The sequence below is a fragment of the Pseudomonas sp. TH21 genome (genome assembly GCF_016651025.1).
Taxonomy (GTDB): domain Bacteria; phylum Pseudomonadota; class Gammaproteobacteria; order Pseudomonadales; family Pseudomonadaceae; genus Aquipseudomonas; species Aquipseudomonas aylmerensis.
This window is the reverse complement of sequence record NZ_JAEKEQ010000001.1, coordinates 6,529,176-6,545,541: the sequence shown is the minus strand read 5'-3', so window position 1 is coordinate 6,545,541 and position 16,366 is coordinate 6,529,176. Positions and strand designations below refer to the sequence as shown.

General features: G+C 62.6%; 12 protein-coding genes. 5 read left to right on the top strand and 7 right to left on the bottom strand.

What is annotated here, in order from left to right:
- Positions 1 to 2: 2 nt before the first annotated feature.
- From JFU04_RS29180 to aspA, 7 genes are all read right to left on the bottom strand, one after another.
- Entirely contained in the window at positions 3 to 4,610 is a 4,608-nt protein-coding gene (locus tag JFU04_RS29180) for a dermonecrotic toxin domain-containing protein (protein ID WP_201146175.1), read from the bottom strand.
- Positions 4,611 to 4,726: 116 nt separating this feature from the next.
- Positions 4,727 to 5,818, bottom strand: coding sequence for a polyamine ABC transporter substrate-binding protein (locus tag JFU04_RS29175; protein ID WP_106802264.1), 1,092 nt, complete (start codon positions 5,816 to 5,818; stop codon positions 4,727 to 4,729).
- Complete coding sequence (locus tag JFU04_RS29170; protein WP_065902575.1) at positions 5,815 to 6,849, bottom strand: histone deacetylase family protein; 1,035 nt, start codon at positions 6,847 to 6,849, stop codon at positions 5,815 to 5,817. The genes JFU04_RS29175 and JFU04_RS29170 overlap by 4 nt, the downstream gene beginning before the upstream one ends.
- A gap of 133 nt (positions 6,850 to 6,982) precedes the next feature.
- Complete coding sequence (locus JFU04_RS29165; protein WP_065902572.1) at positions 6,983 to 7,975, bottom strand: AraC family transcriptional regulator; 993 nt, start codon at positions 7,973 to 7,975, stop codon at positions 6,983 to 6,985.
- A gap of 50 nt (positions 7,976 to 8,025) precedes the next feature.
- On the bottom strand, positions 8,026 to 9,003 hold the full coding sequence (locus JFU04_RS29160) for an asparaginase (protein WP_065902570.1): 978 nt from the start codon (positions 9,001 to 9,003) through the stop codon (positions 8,026 to 8,028).
- Between the two features lie 86 nt (positions 9,004 to 9,089).
- A complete protein-coding gene (locus JFU04_RS29155) occupies positions 9,090 to 10,541 on the bottom strand; it encodes an alanine/glycine:cation symporter family protein (protein ID WP_106802267.1) in 1,452 nt (483 codons plus the stop codon).
- A gap of 391 nt (positions 10,542 to 10,932) precedes the next feature.
- The gene (gene aspA, locus JFU04_RS29150) at positions 10,933 to 12,357 is read right to left on the bottom strand and encodes an aspartate ammonia-lyase (RefSeq protein ID WP_017135792.1); all 1,425 of its coding nucleotides are present in this window, start codon (positions 12,355 to 12,357) and stop codon (positions 10,933 to 10,935) included.
- A gap of 182 nt (positions 12,358 to 12,539) precedes the next feature.
- On the opposite strand from aspA, the gene JFU04_RS29145 reads away from it, so the two are divergent.
- The 5 genes from JFU04_RS29145 to JFU04_RS29125 all read left to right on the top strand — a co-directional run bounded on the left by JFU04_RS29145 (position 12,540) and on the right by JFU04_RS29125 (position 16,333).
- A complete protein-coding gene (locus JFU04_RS29145; protein WP_010566930.1) occupies positions 12,540 to 13,448 on the top strand; it encodes a LysR substrate-binding domain-containing protein in 909 nt (302 codons plus the stop codon).
- 331 nt (positions 13,449 to 13,779) lie between these two features.
- Positions 13,780 to 14,271, top strand: coding sequence for a 5-(carboxyamino)imidazole ribonucleotide mutase (gene purE / locus JFU04_RS29140; RefSeq protein ID WP_003195648.1), 492 nt, complete (start codon positions 13,780 to 13,782; stop codon positions 14,269 to 14,271).
- Between the two features lie 11 nt (positions 14,272 to 14,282).
- Entirely contained in the window at positions 14,283 to 15,368 is a 1,086-nt protein-coding gene (locus JFU04_RS29135) for a 5-(carboxyamino)imidazole ribonucleotide synthase (RefSeq protein ID WP_106802269.1), read from the top strand.
- A gap of 104 nt (positions 15,369 to 15,472) precedes the next feature.
- A complete protein-coding gene (locus JFU04_RS29130; RefSeq protein ID WP_010168336.1) occupies positions 15,473 to 15,718 on the top strand; it encodes a GlsB/YeaQ/YmgE family stress response membrane protein in 246 nt (81 codons plus the stop codon).
- 78 nt (positions 15,719 to 15,796) lie between these two features.
- A complete protein-coding gene (locus JFU04_RS29125) occupies positions 15,797 to 16,333 on the top strand; it encodes a DUF3299 domain-containing protein (protein ID WP_065902566.1) in 537 nt (178 codons plus the stop codon).
- The last annotated feature ends 33 nt before the right edge of the window (positions 16,334 to 16,366 follow it).

The window sequence follows — 16,366 nt, the reverse complement described above, 5'->3', positions numbered from 1 at the left end:
GCTCAGCTCTGGAAGAACAGTGAACGAGCCAGCTGCGGGCTGATTTCGCTGCGATAAATCGCAATCTGATCGCCGTCGCTCAGGCCGGTGCGATGGATCGCGCCGCCGAGTCGCTGTTGTTCGCGGGTCTTGAGGTGGCCGGCGGTGAAATGGTCGAGCTCGGCGTGCGGCGAATCGTAATGAAAGTGCGCATACCACAGCACTTCCTGGGTGTTGTGATCGCTGATCGCGTACTCATCCAGGTAGTCCTTGCCGGGGCCCTTGAGGCGCCGGCGGGTGATCACCTTGGCGATGTTCACCGCCCCCTGGCTGTGCAGCCACTGCACCCGCGCGGCAGTCGGCAGTTGCTGTTTGGTCATGCTGATGCGGGTACTGGTGCCCAGCGCATAGAGCCGTTGCGTGGCCTCGTTGAGTTGGCGGTTGAGGGTGGCGGCAGACGGGCGATCGCTCTCCGTGAGGTTGCGTTGGGTCAGCGCCTCTTCGATGTTGCTCGCTGCCAGCTCCATGCGGGCGGCGTGCTGGTGCAGCATCTCTTCGATTTCCACCGGGATTCGCCCGGCTTTCCTCGACTGCACCAGGAGGCGCTGGGTCGCGGAGGGCTCTTCATCCAGCAGGTTCTGCGCGTTGCTCATGCTGATATTGAGGTCCACCGCCACCGGCCGTTGTGGCCTTGGGGTCGGCGTCGTGCGCTCGACCCACACCCCGGGGCTTTTTTCGTGGAAGGTCGCAATGACCTTGCCCGTGACCGGCGCCTTTACGTCCAGGAGCCCCTCGTCAGAGGGGCGTGGCTCACCTACTACCACCGCGTTGAAGCGGGTCTTGATGACCTTCTTCTTCGGCGCCTGCTGCGTTTTTGACGGGCCGGCCTTGGTCTCCCGCGGCTTGCGTTCTTTCAACAGTCGGGCCAGTTCATGCACGGCTTGCCTGTTGAAATCGTCGATGCGCTGGCGAAGGCTCTCCAGCGGTTCCCTCTGCACGTAGTCAGGGTGTTCGGCGTGCAGGTCCAGCAGGCGTTGGTCGACCAGGGAGAATTGTTCGACCAGGCTGTTGAGCACCTCGATCCGCTCGCCCGGGTCGCTGACACTGGCGTCGGGCATGGCCTCGATCCATGTTTGTATGTTGAGGTCGGCGATGTTCACGATTTCATTGAGCTGGGTGTGGGCATCGACGAAGGCTTCACCGCTGCCTTCCCTGATGCACAGGTAGCGATTCAAAGTGATTTGCAGGGCCTTGAGGTCGTGAAGCTTGAAGTCAGGCAAGGCATGGAGGGTGTTCTGGATGACTTTCATGCCGTCGATGCCCAGTTCCTGCAGGTGCAGGTAACGGGTTTGCGCGTATTCGAGGCGGCTGATCATGTCCAGGTTCAGCTGCGACATTTTCTCGGCGAGTGCGGTCTGTCTCTCGGTTTGCATCGGCGTGAGGGCTTCCATCTCATCGAGCGTCGACAACAGTTCTGTCCGGAACGTCGGCAGGGTTTCCGAGACGGCGAAGCGCGTGAGCAGCAGTTGCTGGTTCAAGTAGTCGATCATGTCGCCCTGGTAGTTGGGCACCGTATCGATGACGTTCAGTGCCCGAAGCTGGCGGATGGGCACGTCATACTCGGCCAGGCGCGTGTCCAGTTTTTCGATGAATGCCCGGCGTTGTTGGTTGGTGGAGGGGCCGGGTTGCGGGTCTATTGCCGCGTGTGCCATGGCAACCTCGGCTTGCCCGCGCTTCTGGCCTGCATTGAAGGTGGTGAGCTGGCCCCTGAGCTCGGCGATCCGCGATGGTTTCTTGGCCTGGGCGGCCTTGCGCCGATTCCTGAACCCGGCGCCACGCAGGCGTAGTCGCGTGTCGACAAACCATTGGCCGGCCAGGTTACTGACCAGCAACGGGCCGACGTGGGAGGGGCGCTGCGGATCGACAATCATGACGTTGTCGTTCTCATCCAGCATGACCTCGAACCAGCGCTCCTTGACCGGTGCGTACCATTTTTCACCCAGGGCAGAGAGATTCAGGTGGGGACCGGGTTCTTGGCTTGGCTCCCTAAGCCCTGCGGGTTTATCGACTTTGAAGCGATCCAGTGTTGCCGCGAGGCTCGCGGGTAAGCGATTGAGTGCGCCACTGTTGTGCAGCGGCCCCAGATGGCGTGCCGGCAGTTCGGCATCGGGCAAGTTGGGTTGCTGCGTCACCACGATCTTGCGCGGCAGCGGCGTGGGGCGATGGGCGCTCGCTGGCGGTTCAAGCCTTGGCGGCTGTGCCTTGAGTGGCCGGGGCTGCGGCGGATGGCGCAGGGCAACATGCAGCACCAGGGCCATGCCCAGGTTGAGCAACAGGTCGACCTGCGCCGTCCAGGAGGTCTTGCCGTCAGGCCCGGGCTCGGCTTGGGTGGCTTCCTGCAGGTCGTCCATGATTTGCCAGATCCAGGCGGCAATCCCGACCGTGCGCCCCAGAAATGGCAACGCCGCGCTGAAAATCAGCCAACCGGCCTGCCGGTAGGTGGCCCAGCGTTTCTTCACGTTGGATACCGATTGCCGGTTGGCCAGTTCAACCATCGCATTGGCGTTGTCCTTGAACAGGGTCGCCAGGTGATCGTTGCCCAGCACCTCATCACTCAAGGCAATGGGGCCGCTCATTTGCACCACTACCTGCGGTTCCACCAACCCGCGCACCACGGTCCATGGCGAGGGCAGGGCGGCAGGGAAGACGTACTGCTCGTAATTGAAGCGGCTGTCGTTGGGTAACCAGGCCAGCACCGAGTCGCGCAAGCTGCGGTGATGCTTGATGGCATACAACAGGTTTTCGCGTGACGGGAACTGCACCAGTACCGGGTCCAACAGGGGGCGATACAGCAGGCAGGGGCCTTGGGTGTGATCGCGGGGGCCGATCACGAACATATTCGCCACCGCATCCGGTTCCCGGCCGGGCCGCAGGGTGGGGATAAATGCCAGGCGACGGATGACAATCTCTTGCCCCTCGACCTGTCGGTCGTGCGCTTGCGCCTGCACGGCGGCGGCGACATAACGGTAACCGCGATCATCGATGCCATGCTCGCCCTGGATTTTCCACTGCAGGGCCAGCAGCGGCAGTTGCGCCCGCAGGTGCGAGGTGTAGAGGGTTTGCCGGCTACGGGATTGCTCCGGGTCATCGAGCAGGGTTGTCTTGATCAGCGTGGGGTAGTGTTGGCCGATGTCGAGGGTTTCGATCACGCCCTTGAGGTAGTCGTACGTCAGCCACGCGGGACCTGTGCCGCCGTTGTAGTGCACGCTGGGCGTGCCGGTGGGCAGGCCGGTAAGGTTTTCCAGGGCCAGGTCGATCAGGCTGCGCCGGGTGATGTCGCTGGCGCCGGGCAGCACAAACGTGCCCCAGACCACAGGGCTCTCGATGCTGATCTCGACCTTGTCCAGGCTCAGGCTCGCGCCATTCCTCTGCCGATTGATCTGTTTTTGCAGTTGCTCGCGTGCGTAATCGCGGATCGGAGGAATGCCGTCCTGGAATGTTCGACCGAGGTTGTGGGTATGCAGCTCGGCCAGTTCGATCACGTACCGGCTGTAGATCGACACGTCGAGGTCCGAGGCGTTGGCGAGCCAGTCGGGGAGCTGCTCATGAATCTGGCGGATGCTCGACAGCGAGTGCTCGCTCAGGTCCTCGATCACCGGCAGGATCCGCGCGACAGCCTGGCCGGTGGTGACTGCCACGGGAGCGACCTCGAAGCCGGCCGGGCCAATCGAACCGATCGCCTGCAGTTGCAGGGCGATCAGGTTGCACGCCAGGCTGTCGAAGAAATCTGCGCTGGGCTCGTACAGCCGCCATTGCACGCCGACATCCAGTTGATATTGGACCAGGCTGGCGGGCAGCGACTCACCGAGCTTTTCCAGCGACTCGAACTTCTCATAACCGTTGAGCAGCGAGTAGGTCAGAATCCGCTCGCTCTGCTCGTGTTTGCCGATCAACACCGCCATGTCCGACAGGCCGATATGCGTGGATTGGTTGTTGTGCTGGCCATCCATGTCGATCAGGTAGGCGTGGGTCTGGAACGTATCGAAGGCCTTGCGCTTGGCCTGCTCCGGAAAGTGGAACAGCAACCTGGCCATGGCGCAGTCGTGCTCGTCCCAGCCCTCCTGCGTGGTGACGTTCCACACGTTGCGCAAGGAGTGTGAGAGCAGCTGCCAGCGCGGGCCAGACATACCGTTGGAGGTATTCCAGTAGTCGAGTTGCTGCTCCTGGTAGGCGGTGAAAATCTGGGCTGCCAGCTCATTGATCAACCGCGCGATGGCATCGATCTTCACCGGCAGGTGTTCGGCGCGCGGTGCCTGTGGCTGCGCCGTGAGGAAATGCTCGCCGTCGATATAAATCACCGGCTCCGGCGACAGGGCCTGGTTGGCCAGGACCGAGGTCAGCGACTCCATGGCGGGGGGCGTTGACTGAATGAGGTCGTCGGCGATGCGCCAGTGTGGCGTGACGACGGTGGCCAGGTCCGGGTCGATATTCAGTGTCGGGTATTGCTCCTTGAGGGCGGCGCGCAACAGGTTGGCGGCGACTTCGCGGATGGACGGGCCGGTACTCAGTTGCGTCAGCAGATCGTAGGTGCTGGGCGGGCGGTTACTGGTGGGGATCGAGTCGGTGGGCATTTGCAGCTCCTTGGCCGGTATCAGGCGTGAAGAGCTGCAAGGTAGAGTCTGGCCAGGCGGGCGAGACGGTAGATAAGTAGTAACGGCCGGGGCCTGCACGCCCCGGCCGTGGCCGATCAGGTCCCGGACTTGATCTTGGTCCAGGCGCGGGTCCTGGCGCGTTCGGCGTCGCGGCCCAGGGGTTTCAAGGTGTAGAGCGTGGCCATTGCCGCTTCGGTGGGGTACAGGTTGGGGTTGTTGCGGATCGCCGGGTCAACCTGTTCAGTCGCGTCCTTGTTGGGATTGGGGTAGCCGACGAAGTCACTGATTGGCGCGATCACACCGGGTTGCAGCAGGTAGTTGATGAAGGTGTAGGCGTCCTGCGGGTTCTTCGCGCCTTTGGGGATGGCAAGCATGTCGAACCAGATCGGCGCGCCTTCCTTGGGCAGGCGCATGTCCACTGTCACGCCGTTCTTGGCTTCCTTGGCGCGGTTGGCGGCCTGGGAAAAGCTGCCGGAATAGCCGACGGCGACGCAGATGTCTCCGTTGGCAATGTCGGCCATGTACTTGGAAGAGTGAAAGTAGGTGATGTACGGGCGGATCTTCATCAGCAGCGCTTCGGCTTTTTCATAATCCTTGGGGTTGCTGCTGTTGGGGTCCAAGCCCAGGTGCTGCAGGGCCAGGGGCAGGATCTCCGACGGCGAGTCCAGCAGGGCGACCCCGCACTGCTTGAGTTTGCTGATGTTTTCTTCCTTGAAGATCAGGTCCCAGCTGTCCACCGGCGCGTTGTCGCCCAGCGCCGCCTTGACCTTGGCCGGATTGAAGCCGATCAGGATGGTGCCGTACATGTAGGGCACGGCGAATTTATTGCCGGGATCGTTGGCCTCGATCAGCTTCATCAGCTTGGGATCAAGGTGGTTCCAGTTCGGCAGTTGGCTGCGGTCCAGGGGCTGGAACACGCCGGCCTCGATCTGCTTGGCCAGGAACACATTGGAAGGCACCACCACGTCATAGCCGGAGTTGCCGGTGAGCAACTTGGCCTCCAGGGCTTCGTTGGTGTCGAAGATGTCGTAGACCAGTTTGATCGCCGGGTTCTGCGCCTTGAAGTCATCCAGGGCCTTGGGCGTGATGTAGTCGAACCAGTTGTAGACGCGCAGGGTTTTTTCTTCGGCGTGGGCGGCAGTGCTGAGCACCGCCGCGCAGAGTACAAGCGACTTGAGCATGTTCATTCGGCTGACCCCTCAAAACCTTCGAGAACGTTGACGGCATTGATGCCGATTTCTTCCACGGCGTAGCCGCCTTCCATCACGAACAGCGTGGGCGTGCCGAGCTGCGCGATGCGTTTGCCCATGGCCAGGTAGTCCGGGCTGTCGAGCTTGAACTGCGAGATGGGATCGTCCTTGAACGTGTCCACGCCCAGGGAGACCACAATGATGTCGGCGCCGTAGCGCTCGATTTCCCCGCAGGCCTGCTCCAGGGCCGCGCTCCAGGTGTCCCAGCCGGAACCGGCTGGCAGCGGGTAATTGAAATTGAAGCCTTCCCCGGCGCCCTCGCCCAGCTCATCGGCGTAGCCGAGGAAGAACGGAAACTCCGCTTCCGGATGCCCGTGGATCGAGGTGAACAGCACATCGCTGCGTGCATAGAAGATCGACTGGGTGCCGTTGCCGTGGTGGTAATCCACGTCCAGGATCGCGACTTTCTTATGGCCCTGATCGAGAAAGGCCTGGGCGGCGATGGCGGCGTTGTTGAGGTAGCAATAGCCGCCCATCAAGTCGCTGGCGGCGTGGTGTCCCGGTGGCCGGCACAGGGCGAAGGCGCTGCGGGCGCCGTGTTGGATCGCCTGTTGCGCGGTGAGCGCGACCTGCGCCGCGCTGTAGGCCGCTTGCCAGGTGCCGGCGGTAATCGGCGCGCCGCCGTCGAAGCTGTAATAACCGAGCTGGCCGTGCAGGCTGGTGGGCAACACGCGGCGCAAGGTGCGTGCGGGCCAGGTGTAGGGCAGCAGGTCGCCGTCCTGGTTGAATTCTGTCCAGCGTGCCCAGGCGCCTTTGAAAAAGTCGAGGTAGTCGTGGCTGTGAACGCGTTGCAGCGGTGCCAGGCCAAAGTCCTGCGGCGCTTGCACGGGGCCCAGTTCGCGGTCCTTGACCCGCTGCAGCACGTGGTCGGCGCGCGAGGGCATTTCGAAGCAGGGCATCAGTTGCCCGTCCATCAGTTCGCAACGGCCATGGTGCAGGTGGTGATCGTCCGAGTAGATCGTCAGCATATTGTTGTTCTCCGCAGGCGGTATCGGTGCATGCAGTCTTGCGGGCGACGGCGATTATGAGAACGGCAGGAGCGGCCAAAAGGGGATAAATGTGGCCAGATTGTCTGTCCGAAATTCGCCCCTCAATGGGGCGTCATGGTCGAAATTGGCTCGGCGCCACGCCGCTCCAGCGCACGAACGCATGGCGAAAACTGGCGGTCTCGCTGAACCCCAGGGCCTCGGCGATCCTATAGATCGGCCACTGATCTTCAGCCAGCAACTGTTTGGCGCGTTCAAAGCGCAGCTCGTCGAGCAGTTCCTGGTAGCTGCAGCCCAGGTCATGCAGGTGTCGGCGCAGGGTACGCGCCGAGCACTTCATCTGCTCGGCCAGGCCTTCGAGGCCAGGTGCGGCGTGCAGTTGTGCCGCGAGCAGCTGGCGGATCCGTCCCAGCCAGGCTTCGCGCCCGGTGAATTCGGTGTTCTGTTTACGGCAGCGCTCGGCCATGGCCTGATGGGTCACGGTATCGGCGAGGGGCAAAGGCTGGGAGAGCCAGCGTTGGTCGAAGGCGAACGCATTGGCGGTGGCCTGGAACTGCAACGGGCAGTCGAAAGACTCGGTGTAGCGCGCCTGATAATCCGGCGCATCGTGCTCAAACCGCGCACCCAGCAAGGGCAGCGGATGGCCGAGCAGGTCGTCGCAGATGACCTTCAGCGATCCCAGGCACAGCTCGACGTTGAAGGCGGTCAGCGCCGGGTTCTCGCGATAATCGCCGGCGGTGAACCAGATACGCTCGCCGTCCTCCTCCAGGCTCAGTTCGAACAGTGTTCCCAATAGCGCCGGATACCGCAGGGCCAGGCGCAAAGCGTCACCGAAAGTGGCACTGGTGAGCAGGGCATAACCGAGCATGCCGTAGGACGAAACGTGCATGCGCCGCCCCACGATCAGGCCGATATCGCGCTGCAACGCCACGGCATTGGCGCACACCTGCATCTCCTGATGGGTGGCAATACGCGTGTCGGCGCGGCTCAAGTCCGCCGCGCAGATACCGCTGCCGGCCAGCAGCGCCTCGGCGGGCAGGCCTTCGGCCTTGAAGGTGCTGAGCACCAGGGAGACAGCATTGAGGGTGGTGAGGTGGGAGTGCAGCATGCGGACTTCCAGCCAGGTGATGGCTGGAAGTGGAGCAAGTTATATGCCGGTCAGCTCAGTTCGCCACACAGGTCGAGTTCCACCAGGCGGCGGACGTCTGCGGTGGCGAGGCCGGCACCGAGCAGCGCTTGCAGCTTGCCGAATGCCGCTTCGCGGGTCATGCCGCCCCCGGACAACACACCGACACCGCGCAAGCGGCTACCGGCTTCATACACGTCCAGTTCTACGCCGCCTTCATGGCATTGAGTGATTGCCACCACCACCACGTCCCGATCCTGCGCGCGCTGGAGGCTGGCCAGGAACGCCGGGTTATCGCTGGGCCCGGTGCCGCTGCCGAAGCATTCGAGCACCAGTGCCTGGATCCCGCTGTCGATCAGTGCATCCACCTGCACGGCGGCAATGCCCGGCACCAGCGGCAATACGCCGACATTGGCCAGGGCCTTGGGCTGGCGGTAGTCCAGGGCGGCGGGGAGCGTCTCGGCCTTGGCCACGCCACCGTTACGCTGCAACGCAGCAAACGGATGGCGACCAAAACTGCGGATTTTCGCGCAGCGGGTCGGGGCCATCAGCGCGCCGTGGAAATACAGGTGCACACCCGGGGCCAGGCCTGCGCCCAGCGCTGCCAGCGAACCGCTGACGTTTTCCCAGGCGTCGCTGTCAGGCACGCCGGCGGGCAGCATCGAGCCGGTAAATACCACGGGCACCGGCAAACCCAGCAGTTGGAAGCTCATGGCCGCCGCGCTGTAGGCCAGGGTATCGGTGCCGTGCAGGACCAGCACCGCGTCGCAGCCTGCGTCCGCGGCTTCAACCACCGCGACGCGCAGGCGCTGCCAGTAGGCGGGAGTCATGTTGGCGCTGTCGATCAGCGGCGCCATTTCCCGGAAGCGCCAGGCGGGCACGGGCTCGTTGGCGAGTTGTTCGCGCATGCGGGCTTCGAAACCGGATGCGGGCGCCAGGCCGTTGGCGCTGGCCTGCATGCCGATGGTGCCGCCGGTGTAGAGCACCATGATGTTGTTAGCTGGGGACATCGAAGAATCTCCTGAACGAAAAACGCCGCCGGGCCCAGAGCATGCCCAAGGCCGGGCGGCGTGTCATCTATCTAGGCTTACGACGCTCAGCGTTGCGCTTGAGCGTTCAGTTCAGCCGATGCTTGAGCCGTTGGCTGCGACTTCACCGGATTCGCCGGCCAGGCCTTGCGATCCAGGTCCAGGTCAGGGAACTGGCTGGAGTCGAACACCGGGGTCTTGATGCCCGCTGCGCGCTGGTTGTCGTAGTCATTCAGGATGCGCATGGCGATCTTGAACAGGAACGCCAGGGCGAACAGGTTGACGAACGCGAGCATGGTCATGGTGATGTCGGCGAAGGCGAACACGGTGCTCAGGTTCTCGATCGAACCCCAGAAAATCAGCACCAGCACCAGCGCGCGGTAGCCCATCAACACTTTGCGGTTGTCGCCCACGATGAAGCGCAGGTTGCTCTCGCCGAGGTAGTAGTTGTACATGATCGAGGTGAACACGAACAACGCCAGGGCCACCGAGATGAACATCCGGCCCCAGTCACCGACCACGGCCGCCAGGGAGTTCTGGGTCAGGGCAATGCCGTCGCCTTCAAAGCCCGGGGTGTAGAAACCGGAGAGCAGGATCAGCAGCGCCGTACAGGTGCAGATCACGAAGGTGTCGAGGAACACGCTGAACGCCTGCACCACGCCTTGGGCGATCGGGTGTTCTACCGACGCCACCGCTGCCACGTTAGGCGCACTGCCCAGGCCGGCTTCGTTGGCGAACACGCCGCGCTTCACACCCATGATGATCGCGCTGCCCACCAGGCCACCGAAGGCCTGGTCCAGGCCGAAGGCGCTCTTGACGATAGTCGCGAGCATGGCCGGCACGTGGTCGAATTGCAGCACGATCACGTACAGGGTCACGGCGATGTAGACGAGGGTCTTGACCGGTACCAGCAGGTCGGCGATCGAGGCAATACGCTTGATCCCGCCGATGAACACCAGGCCCAGTAATACCGCCAGCGCCAGGCCGGTGTAGGTGGTGTCCAGGCCGAAGGCGTTGTTCAGCGAGTGAGTCACGGCGTGGGCTTGCAGGCCGTTGAAGGCAAAGCCGAAGGTCACCAGCAGCAGGAAGGCCATGACCATGCCCAGCCAGCGTTTCTTCAAGCCATGCTGGATGTAGTAGGCCGGGCCGCCACGGTAGGTGCCTTCGGCGTCGGTGCGCTTGTACAGCTGGCCGAGGGAGCATTCGATGAAGCTCGAGGACATGCCCACCAGTGCGGTGACCCACATCCAGAACACGGCACCCGGGCCGCCCAGGGTCACGGCAATGCCGACGCCTGCGATGTTACCGGCGCCGACGCGACCGGCGAGGCTGAGCATCAGCGCCTGGAACGAGCTGAGCTGGCCGGAGCTGCTTTTCAGGCTGTCGCGAAACACCGAAAACATGTGGAAAAAGTGACGCAATTGAACGAAACGCGAGCGGATCGTGAAGTAGCCACCGAGCCCGACAATGAGCACGATCAATACTTTCCCTGAGAGGAAGTCGTTGATGACTTCTAGCATGGAGTGTTCCTCGCTGATTTTTCTAATGGCAAACGCAGGACGGTCCGACACGTCGTATGGCACCAGGCAGTGCACGACGGTTCGACCCCAATCCTTTTGCGGGTGTTGTTATTCATGCGGTTTCGCGCTTCCAGGGTCTCGTTACCGACGACCGCTGACGCGAAGAGGGGCGGCACTATACCTAGGAGTGTGTGATCCGTCTGCACGAGGCGATTAAAGGTTTCAGCAGGCCGGAGTCGGGCAAGGCGGGTTTGCAGGGCGATATTGGAGTTTTTATGGGCGTCATTTCACAACCTTGAGGCAAAAAAAAGGGCCTGAAGAACGAGCCTTCAGGCCCTCAAAAGGTGAGAGGTGTCTAGTCCCTCAACCTGGTGAGCGGTGCAACAAACGCTTAGGCCTTCAACGGGACCAAACGTGGGGCAATCATGTTTTCGGGGCGCAGGATGTCGTCGAGCATGGCGTCGTCGAGCAAGCCTTCTTCGCGCACCAGTTCCAGCACGCCGCGGCCGCTTTCGAGGGCGATGCGCGCGATGCGGGTGGCGTTTTCATAGCCGATGTACGGGTTCAGCGCGGTGACCAGGCCGATGGAGTGCTCCACCAGTTCGCGGCAGCGGGCTTCGTTGGCGGTGATGCCGACGATGCAGTGCTCGCGCAGCATGTCCATGGCGCGTTGCAGCAGGCGGATCGAGTCGAAGATCTTGAAGGCGATCAGCGGCTCCATCACGTTCAACTGCAGTTGGCCGCCTTCGGCTGCCATGGTCAGGGCCAGGTCGTTGCCGATGACCTGGAACGCCACCTGGTTGACGGCTTCCGGGATGACCGGGTTGACCTTGCCGGGCATGATCGAGCTGCCTGGCTGACGCGCCGGCAGGTTGATCTCGTTGATGCCGGTACGTGGGCCGCTGGACAGCAGGCGCAGGTCGTTGCAGATCTTCGACAGCTTCACCGCGGTGCGCTTGAGCATGCCGGAGAACAGCACGAAGGCGCCCATGTCGGAGGTGGCTTCGATCAAGTCGGCAGCCGGTACCAGCGGCTGGCCGCTGATCAGGGCCAGGCGCTGTACGGCCAGGGCCTGGTAACGCGGGTCGGCGTTGATGCCGGTACCGATCGCGGTGCCGCCCAGGTTCACTTCGGTCAGCAGCTCCGGCGCCAGGGTTTTCAGGCGCGCCAGGTCTTCACCGAGGGTAGTGGCGAAGGCGCGGAATTCCTGGCCGAGGGTCATCGGCACGGCGTCTTGCAATTGGGTGCGGCCCATTTTCAACACGTGACCGAACTCGACGCCTTTGGCAGCGAAGGCCTGGATCAGGCTGTCGAGGCTGGCCAGCAGCGCGTCGTGGCCCAGCAGCAGACCCAGGCGGATCGCGGTCGGGTAGGCGTCGTTGGTCGACTGCGCCATGTTCACGTCGTTGTTGGGGTGCAGGTACTGGTATTCGCCCTTGTTGTGGCCCATGGCCTCCAACGCGATGTTGGCGATCACTTCGTTGGCATTCATGTTGGTTGAAGTGCCGGCGCCGCCTTGAATCATGTCCACCACGAACTCTTCGTGGAAATCGCCGCGGATCAGGCGGGCACAGGCTTCGCTGATGGCAGCGTGCTTGGCCTCGCTGAGCTGGCCCAACTCGCGGTTGGCGTCAGCGGCTGCTTGCTTGACCATTGCCAGGCCGACCACCAATTTCGGGTAATGCGAAATCGGAACGCCCGAGAGGCGGAAGTTATTCACCGCTCGCAGGGTCTGGATGCCGTAATACGCTTGGGCAGGTACTTCGAGTACGCCAAGCAGGTCTTTTTCTGTGCGGAATGATGCAGCGGAGGACATGACGGAAATCATCTCGATATGGACCCGGAACAGGCCGGAACGCTGCGAATGCTAGGCTTGTAGAAGTTTTTGGGCCAATGCTGTTAAACACTGGCCTATGCACAAACGGCATAATGTCGGTGTGACCCGGTTATCATGGCGGGCGTGTGTGCCAAAATGGTGCGTACCCGTGGGAGGAAGTGATGAACCTTGAGAGCAAATGGCTGGAAGACTTCAGCGCCCTGGCGGCAACCCGCAGCTTTTCCCAGGCGGCGGAGCGGCGCTTTGTCACCCAGCCGGCGTTCAGTCGGCGTATTCGCAGCCTGGAAGCTGCGCTGGGCCTGACCCTGGTCAATCGCTCGCGCACGCCGGTTGAACTGACAGCAGCGGGGCAGTTGTTTCTGGTGACCGCGCGCACGGTGGTCGAGCAGCTTGGTGAAGTGCTGCGTCATTTGCATCACCTGGAAGGCGGGCAGGGCGAGGTTATGCAAGTAGCCGCTGCCCACTCCCTGGCACTGGGATTCTTCCCGCGCTGGATCGCGCAACTGCGCAACGAAGGCCTGAACATCGCCACGCGGCTGGTGGCCACCAACGTCGGCGACGCCGTGCATGCCCTGCGCGAAGGCGGCTGCGACCTGATGCTGGCGTTCTACGACCCGGATGCGGCGATGCAGATGGACGCCGAGATCTTCCCGTCGCTGCACCTGGGCAACACCGAGATGCTCCCGGTGTGCGCCGCCGATGCGGATGGCAAGCCGCTGTTCGACCTGGAAGGCGAGGGCAGTGTGCCGTTGCTGGCGTACAGCGCCGGTGCGTTCCTGGGGCGTTCGGTACATCTGCTGCTGCGCCAGCGCGCATTGCGCTTTACCACCGTGTACGAAACCGCCATGGCCGACAGCCTCAAAAGCATGGCCCTCGAAGGCCTGGGCATTGCCTGGGTGCCGCAGTTGAGCGTGCGCGCTGAACTGGCACGGGGCGAACTGGTGGTGTGCGGCGGGCCGCAATGGCATGTGCCGTTGGAGATTCGGCTGTATCGCTGCGCGCTGGTGCGCAAGGCGAACGTGCGGTTGTTGTGGCGTAAGTTGGAAGGTGGGGCGGCGCAGAATACTTGAGCCAACACAGATCAAATGTGGGAGCTGGCTTGCCTGCGATAGCGGTGTATCAGCCGACATTTCAGGCACTGACCCTCCGCCATCGCAGGCAAGCCAGCTCCCACAGTATTTTGTGGTGCTTTCGCTGACCTGGAAGTCAATAAAACCGCCTGTTTGAGGTGTAAGACAGATGGTCATCCAAGGGGCTGTTTATCTGGATTATTACGGTATACTGCGCGGCCTTCGGCCGGTCCAACCGGCCAAATTTCGTACAACAAGCCACGCCGGATTTCCCGCGTGGCTTGTTGTTTTTTGACGCGCCTGCGGGCGCCCAGAGAGAAGAGGCACGACGATGAGTGCATTGGTTGGCGTGATCATGGGCTCCAAGTCCGATTGGTCCACCCTTAGCCACACCGCCGATATGCTGGAAAAACTCGGCATTCCGTATGAAGTGAAAGTGGTCTCTGCCCACCGCACCCCGGATTTGCTGTTCCAGTATGCCGATGAAGCAGAATCCCGAGGCATCGAGGTGATCATCGCCGGTGCTGGCGGGGCGGCGCACCTGCCAGGCATGTGTGCGGCCAAGACTCACCTGCCAGTGCTTGGCGTACCGGTGCAGTCGTCGATGCTCTCGGGCGTGGATTCGCTGTTGTCCATCGTGCAGATGCCGGCCGGTATCCCGGTGGCGACCCTGGCGATCGGCAAGGCCGGCGCGATCAACGCCGCGTTGTTGTCCGCCAGCATCCTGGGCGCCAAGCACCCGCAGTTTCACGCGGTGCTGAAAAAATTCCGTGCTGAGCAGACAGACAGCGTGCTGGACAATCCAGACCCACGTATCGCCTGAGGTTGTTGACGATGAAAATCGGTGTAATCGGTGGCGGCCAACTGGGCCGCATGCTGGCCCTGGCGGGTACCCCGCTGGGGATGAACTTCGCTTTCCTGGACCCGGCGCCGGACGCGTGCGCGGCTGCGCTGGGTGAACACCTGCGTGCGGACTACAGCGACCCGGACCATCTGCGCCAACTGGCCGACGAAGTCGACCTGGTGACCTTCGAGTTCGAAAGCGTCCCGGCCGAAACCGTGGCATTCCTCTCGCAGTTCGTGCCGGTGTACCCGAGCGCCGAAGCCTTGCGCATCGCTCGCGATCGCTGGTTCGAGAAGAGCATGTTCAAGGACCTGGGCATCCCGACCCCGGCCTTCGCCGATATCCAGTCCCAGGCCGACCTCGACGCTGCGGTGGCCAGCATCGGCCTGCCGGCGGTAATGAAAACCCGCACCCTGGGTTACGACGGCAAGGGCCAGAAAGTCCTGCGCACCGCCGCCGATGTGGTCGGTACCTTCGCCGAGTTGGGCAGCGTTGCCTGCCTGCTGGAAGGCTTCGTGCCGTTCACCGGCGAAGTCTCGTTGATCGCCGTGCGTGCCCGTGATGGCGAAACGCGTTTCTACCCGCTGGTGCACAACACCCACGACAGCGGCATCCTCAAGCTGTCCGTGGCCAGCACCGACCACCCGTTGCAGGCCCTTGCGGAAGACTATTCCAGCCGCGTGCTCAAGCAGCTGGATTATGTCGGCGTGATGGCGTTCGAGTTCTTTGAAGTCGACGGTGGCCTCAAGGCCAACGAAATCGCGCCGCGTGTGCACAACTCCGGGCACTGGACCACCGAAGGCGCCGAGTGCAGCCAGTTCGAGAACCACCTGCGGGCAGTGGCCGGCTTGCCGCTGGGCTCCACGGCCAAGGTCGGCGAGAGCGCCATGCTCAACTTCATCGGCGTGGTGCCGCCGGTTGACCGCGTGATCGCCATCGATGACTGCCACCTGCATCACTACGGCAAGGCCTTCAAGGCCGGGCGCAAGGTCGGCCATGCCAACCTGCGCTGCAAGGACCGTGCGACGCTGCAAGCGCAGATCCTCAAGGTCGAAGCGCTGATCGCCGAGCAATAACAAGGATCGGCGGGAACCATTGGTTGCCGCCGTCTCTCTGATTGCAGGATGGCGAAGCCTGACTAGGCTTTGACATGACTCACATTCAATCAGAGGGAAATGCCATGGGTATCATCGGAACCATCTTCATCGGCTTGATCGTCGGCCTGCTGGCGCGTTTCCTCAAGCCAGGCGATGACAGCATGGGCTGGATCATGACCATCCTGCTGGGTATCGCAGGTTCGCTGGTCGCCACCTACGGTGGTCAGGCCCTGGGCATCTACCAGGCGGGCCAGGGCGCAGGCTTCATTGGCGCGCTGATCGGTGCCATCGTGTTGCTGGTGATCTACGGCCTGCTGCGAAAAAAATGATTTAGCTTCATGGCCCTCTGCGCTGCGCAGGCGCGGAGGGCTAGAATGCCGACACTGTTAACCTTGTCGAGCCTCTCCATGCGCCGTCTTCTGTTCACTCTTCTATTACTGGGCTGCGGCCTGGCCCACGCCGGCGAACTGCCGGAAACCGACTGGCTCGACCTGATGCCGCTGTCGGACCAGAAAGCCCTTGAAGCGATGCCCGAGATCGATCACAACTCCCCCGAAGCCCAAGGCACGTTCACCGACAAAGGTGGCTTGAAGCAGAGCAAGGGCTTGCCGGCTGTGATGTATTCGACCAAGACCGTGGCCGCCATGAATGGCAAGAATATCCGCATCGGCGGTTACCCGGTGCCGCTGGAGACCGACGCCAAGGGTCGCAGCACGCTGTTTTTCCTGGTGCCCTACCCAGGCGCCTGCATCCACGTGCCGCCACCGCCACCCAACCAACTGGTGCTGGTGCGGTACCCCAAGGGTTTGAAGCTGGATGATATCTACACGCCGCTGTGGGTCACGGGCACGTTGAAGGTGGAGAAGGTCAACAATGACCTGGCCGATGCGGCCTATGCACTGGATGCGGGGAAGGTGCGGGTGGTGAAGGAATCCGACCTCTAGACACCGCGAAACCCGTAGGCGCTGGCAAGCCAG

What these genes read in the sequence shown, in the direction of transcription:
- JFU04_RS29180 (WP_201146175.1), bottom strand. Translation starts at nt 4,610, where the DNA reads ATGCCCACCGACTCGATCCCCACCAGTAACCGCCCGCCCAGCACCTAC.
- JFU04_RS29175 (WP_106802264.1), bottom strand. Translation starts at nt 5,818, where the DNA reads ATGAACATGCTCAAGTCGCTTGTACTCTGCGCGGCGGTGCTCAGCACT.
- JFU04_RS29170 (WP_065902575.1), bottom strand. Translation starts at nt 6,849, where the DNA reads ATGCTGACGATCTACTCGGACGATCACCACCTGCACCATGGCCGTTGC.
- JFU04_RS29165 (WP_065902572.1), bottom strand. Translation starts at nt 7,975, where the DNA reads ATGCTGCACTCCCACCTCACCACCCTCAATGCTGTCTCCCTGGTGCTC.
- JFU04_RS29160 (WP_065902570.1), bottom strand. Translation starts at nt 9,003, where the DNA reads ATGTCCCCAGCTAACAACATCATGGTGCTCTACACCGGCGGCACCATC.
- JFU04_RS29155 (WP_106802267.1), bottom strand. Translation starts at nt 10,541, where the DNA reads ATGCTAGAAGTCATCAACGACTTCCTCTCAGGGAAAGTATTGATCGTG.
- aspA (WP_017135792.1), bottom strand. Translation starts at nt 12,357, where the DNA reads ATGTCCTCCGCTGCATCATTCCGCACAGAAAAAGACCTGCTTGGCGTA.
- JFU04_RS29145 (WP_010566930.1), top strand. Translation starts at nt 12,540, where the DNA reads ATGAACCTTGAGAGCAAATGGCTGGAAGACTTCAGCGCCCTGGCGGCA.
- purE (WP_003195648.1), top strand. Translation starts at nt 13,780, where the DNA reads ATGAGTGCATTGGTTGGCGTGATCATGGGCTCCAAGTCCGATTGGTCC.
- JFU04_RS29135 (WP_106802269.1), top strand. Translation starts at nt 14,283, where the DNA reads ATGAAAATCGGTGTAATCGGTGGCGGCCAACTGGGCCGCATGCTGGCC.
- JFU04_RS29130 (WP_010168336.1), top strand. Translation starts at nt 15,473, where the DNA reads ATGGGTATCATCGGAACCATCTTCATCGGCTTGATCGTCGGCCTGCTG.
- JFU04_RS29125 (WP_065902566.1), top strand. Translation starts at nt 15,797, where the DNA reads ATGCGCCGTCTTCTGTTCACTCTTCTATTACTGGGCTGCGGCCTGGCC.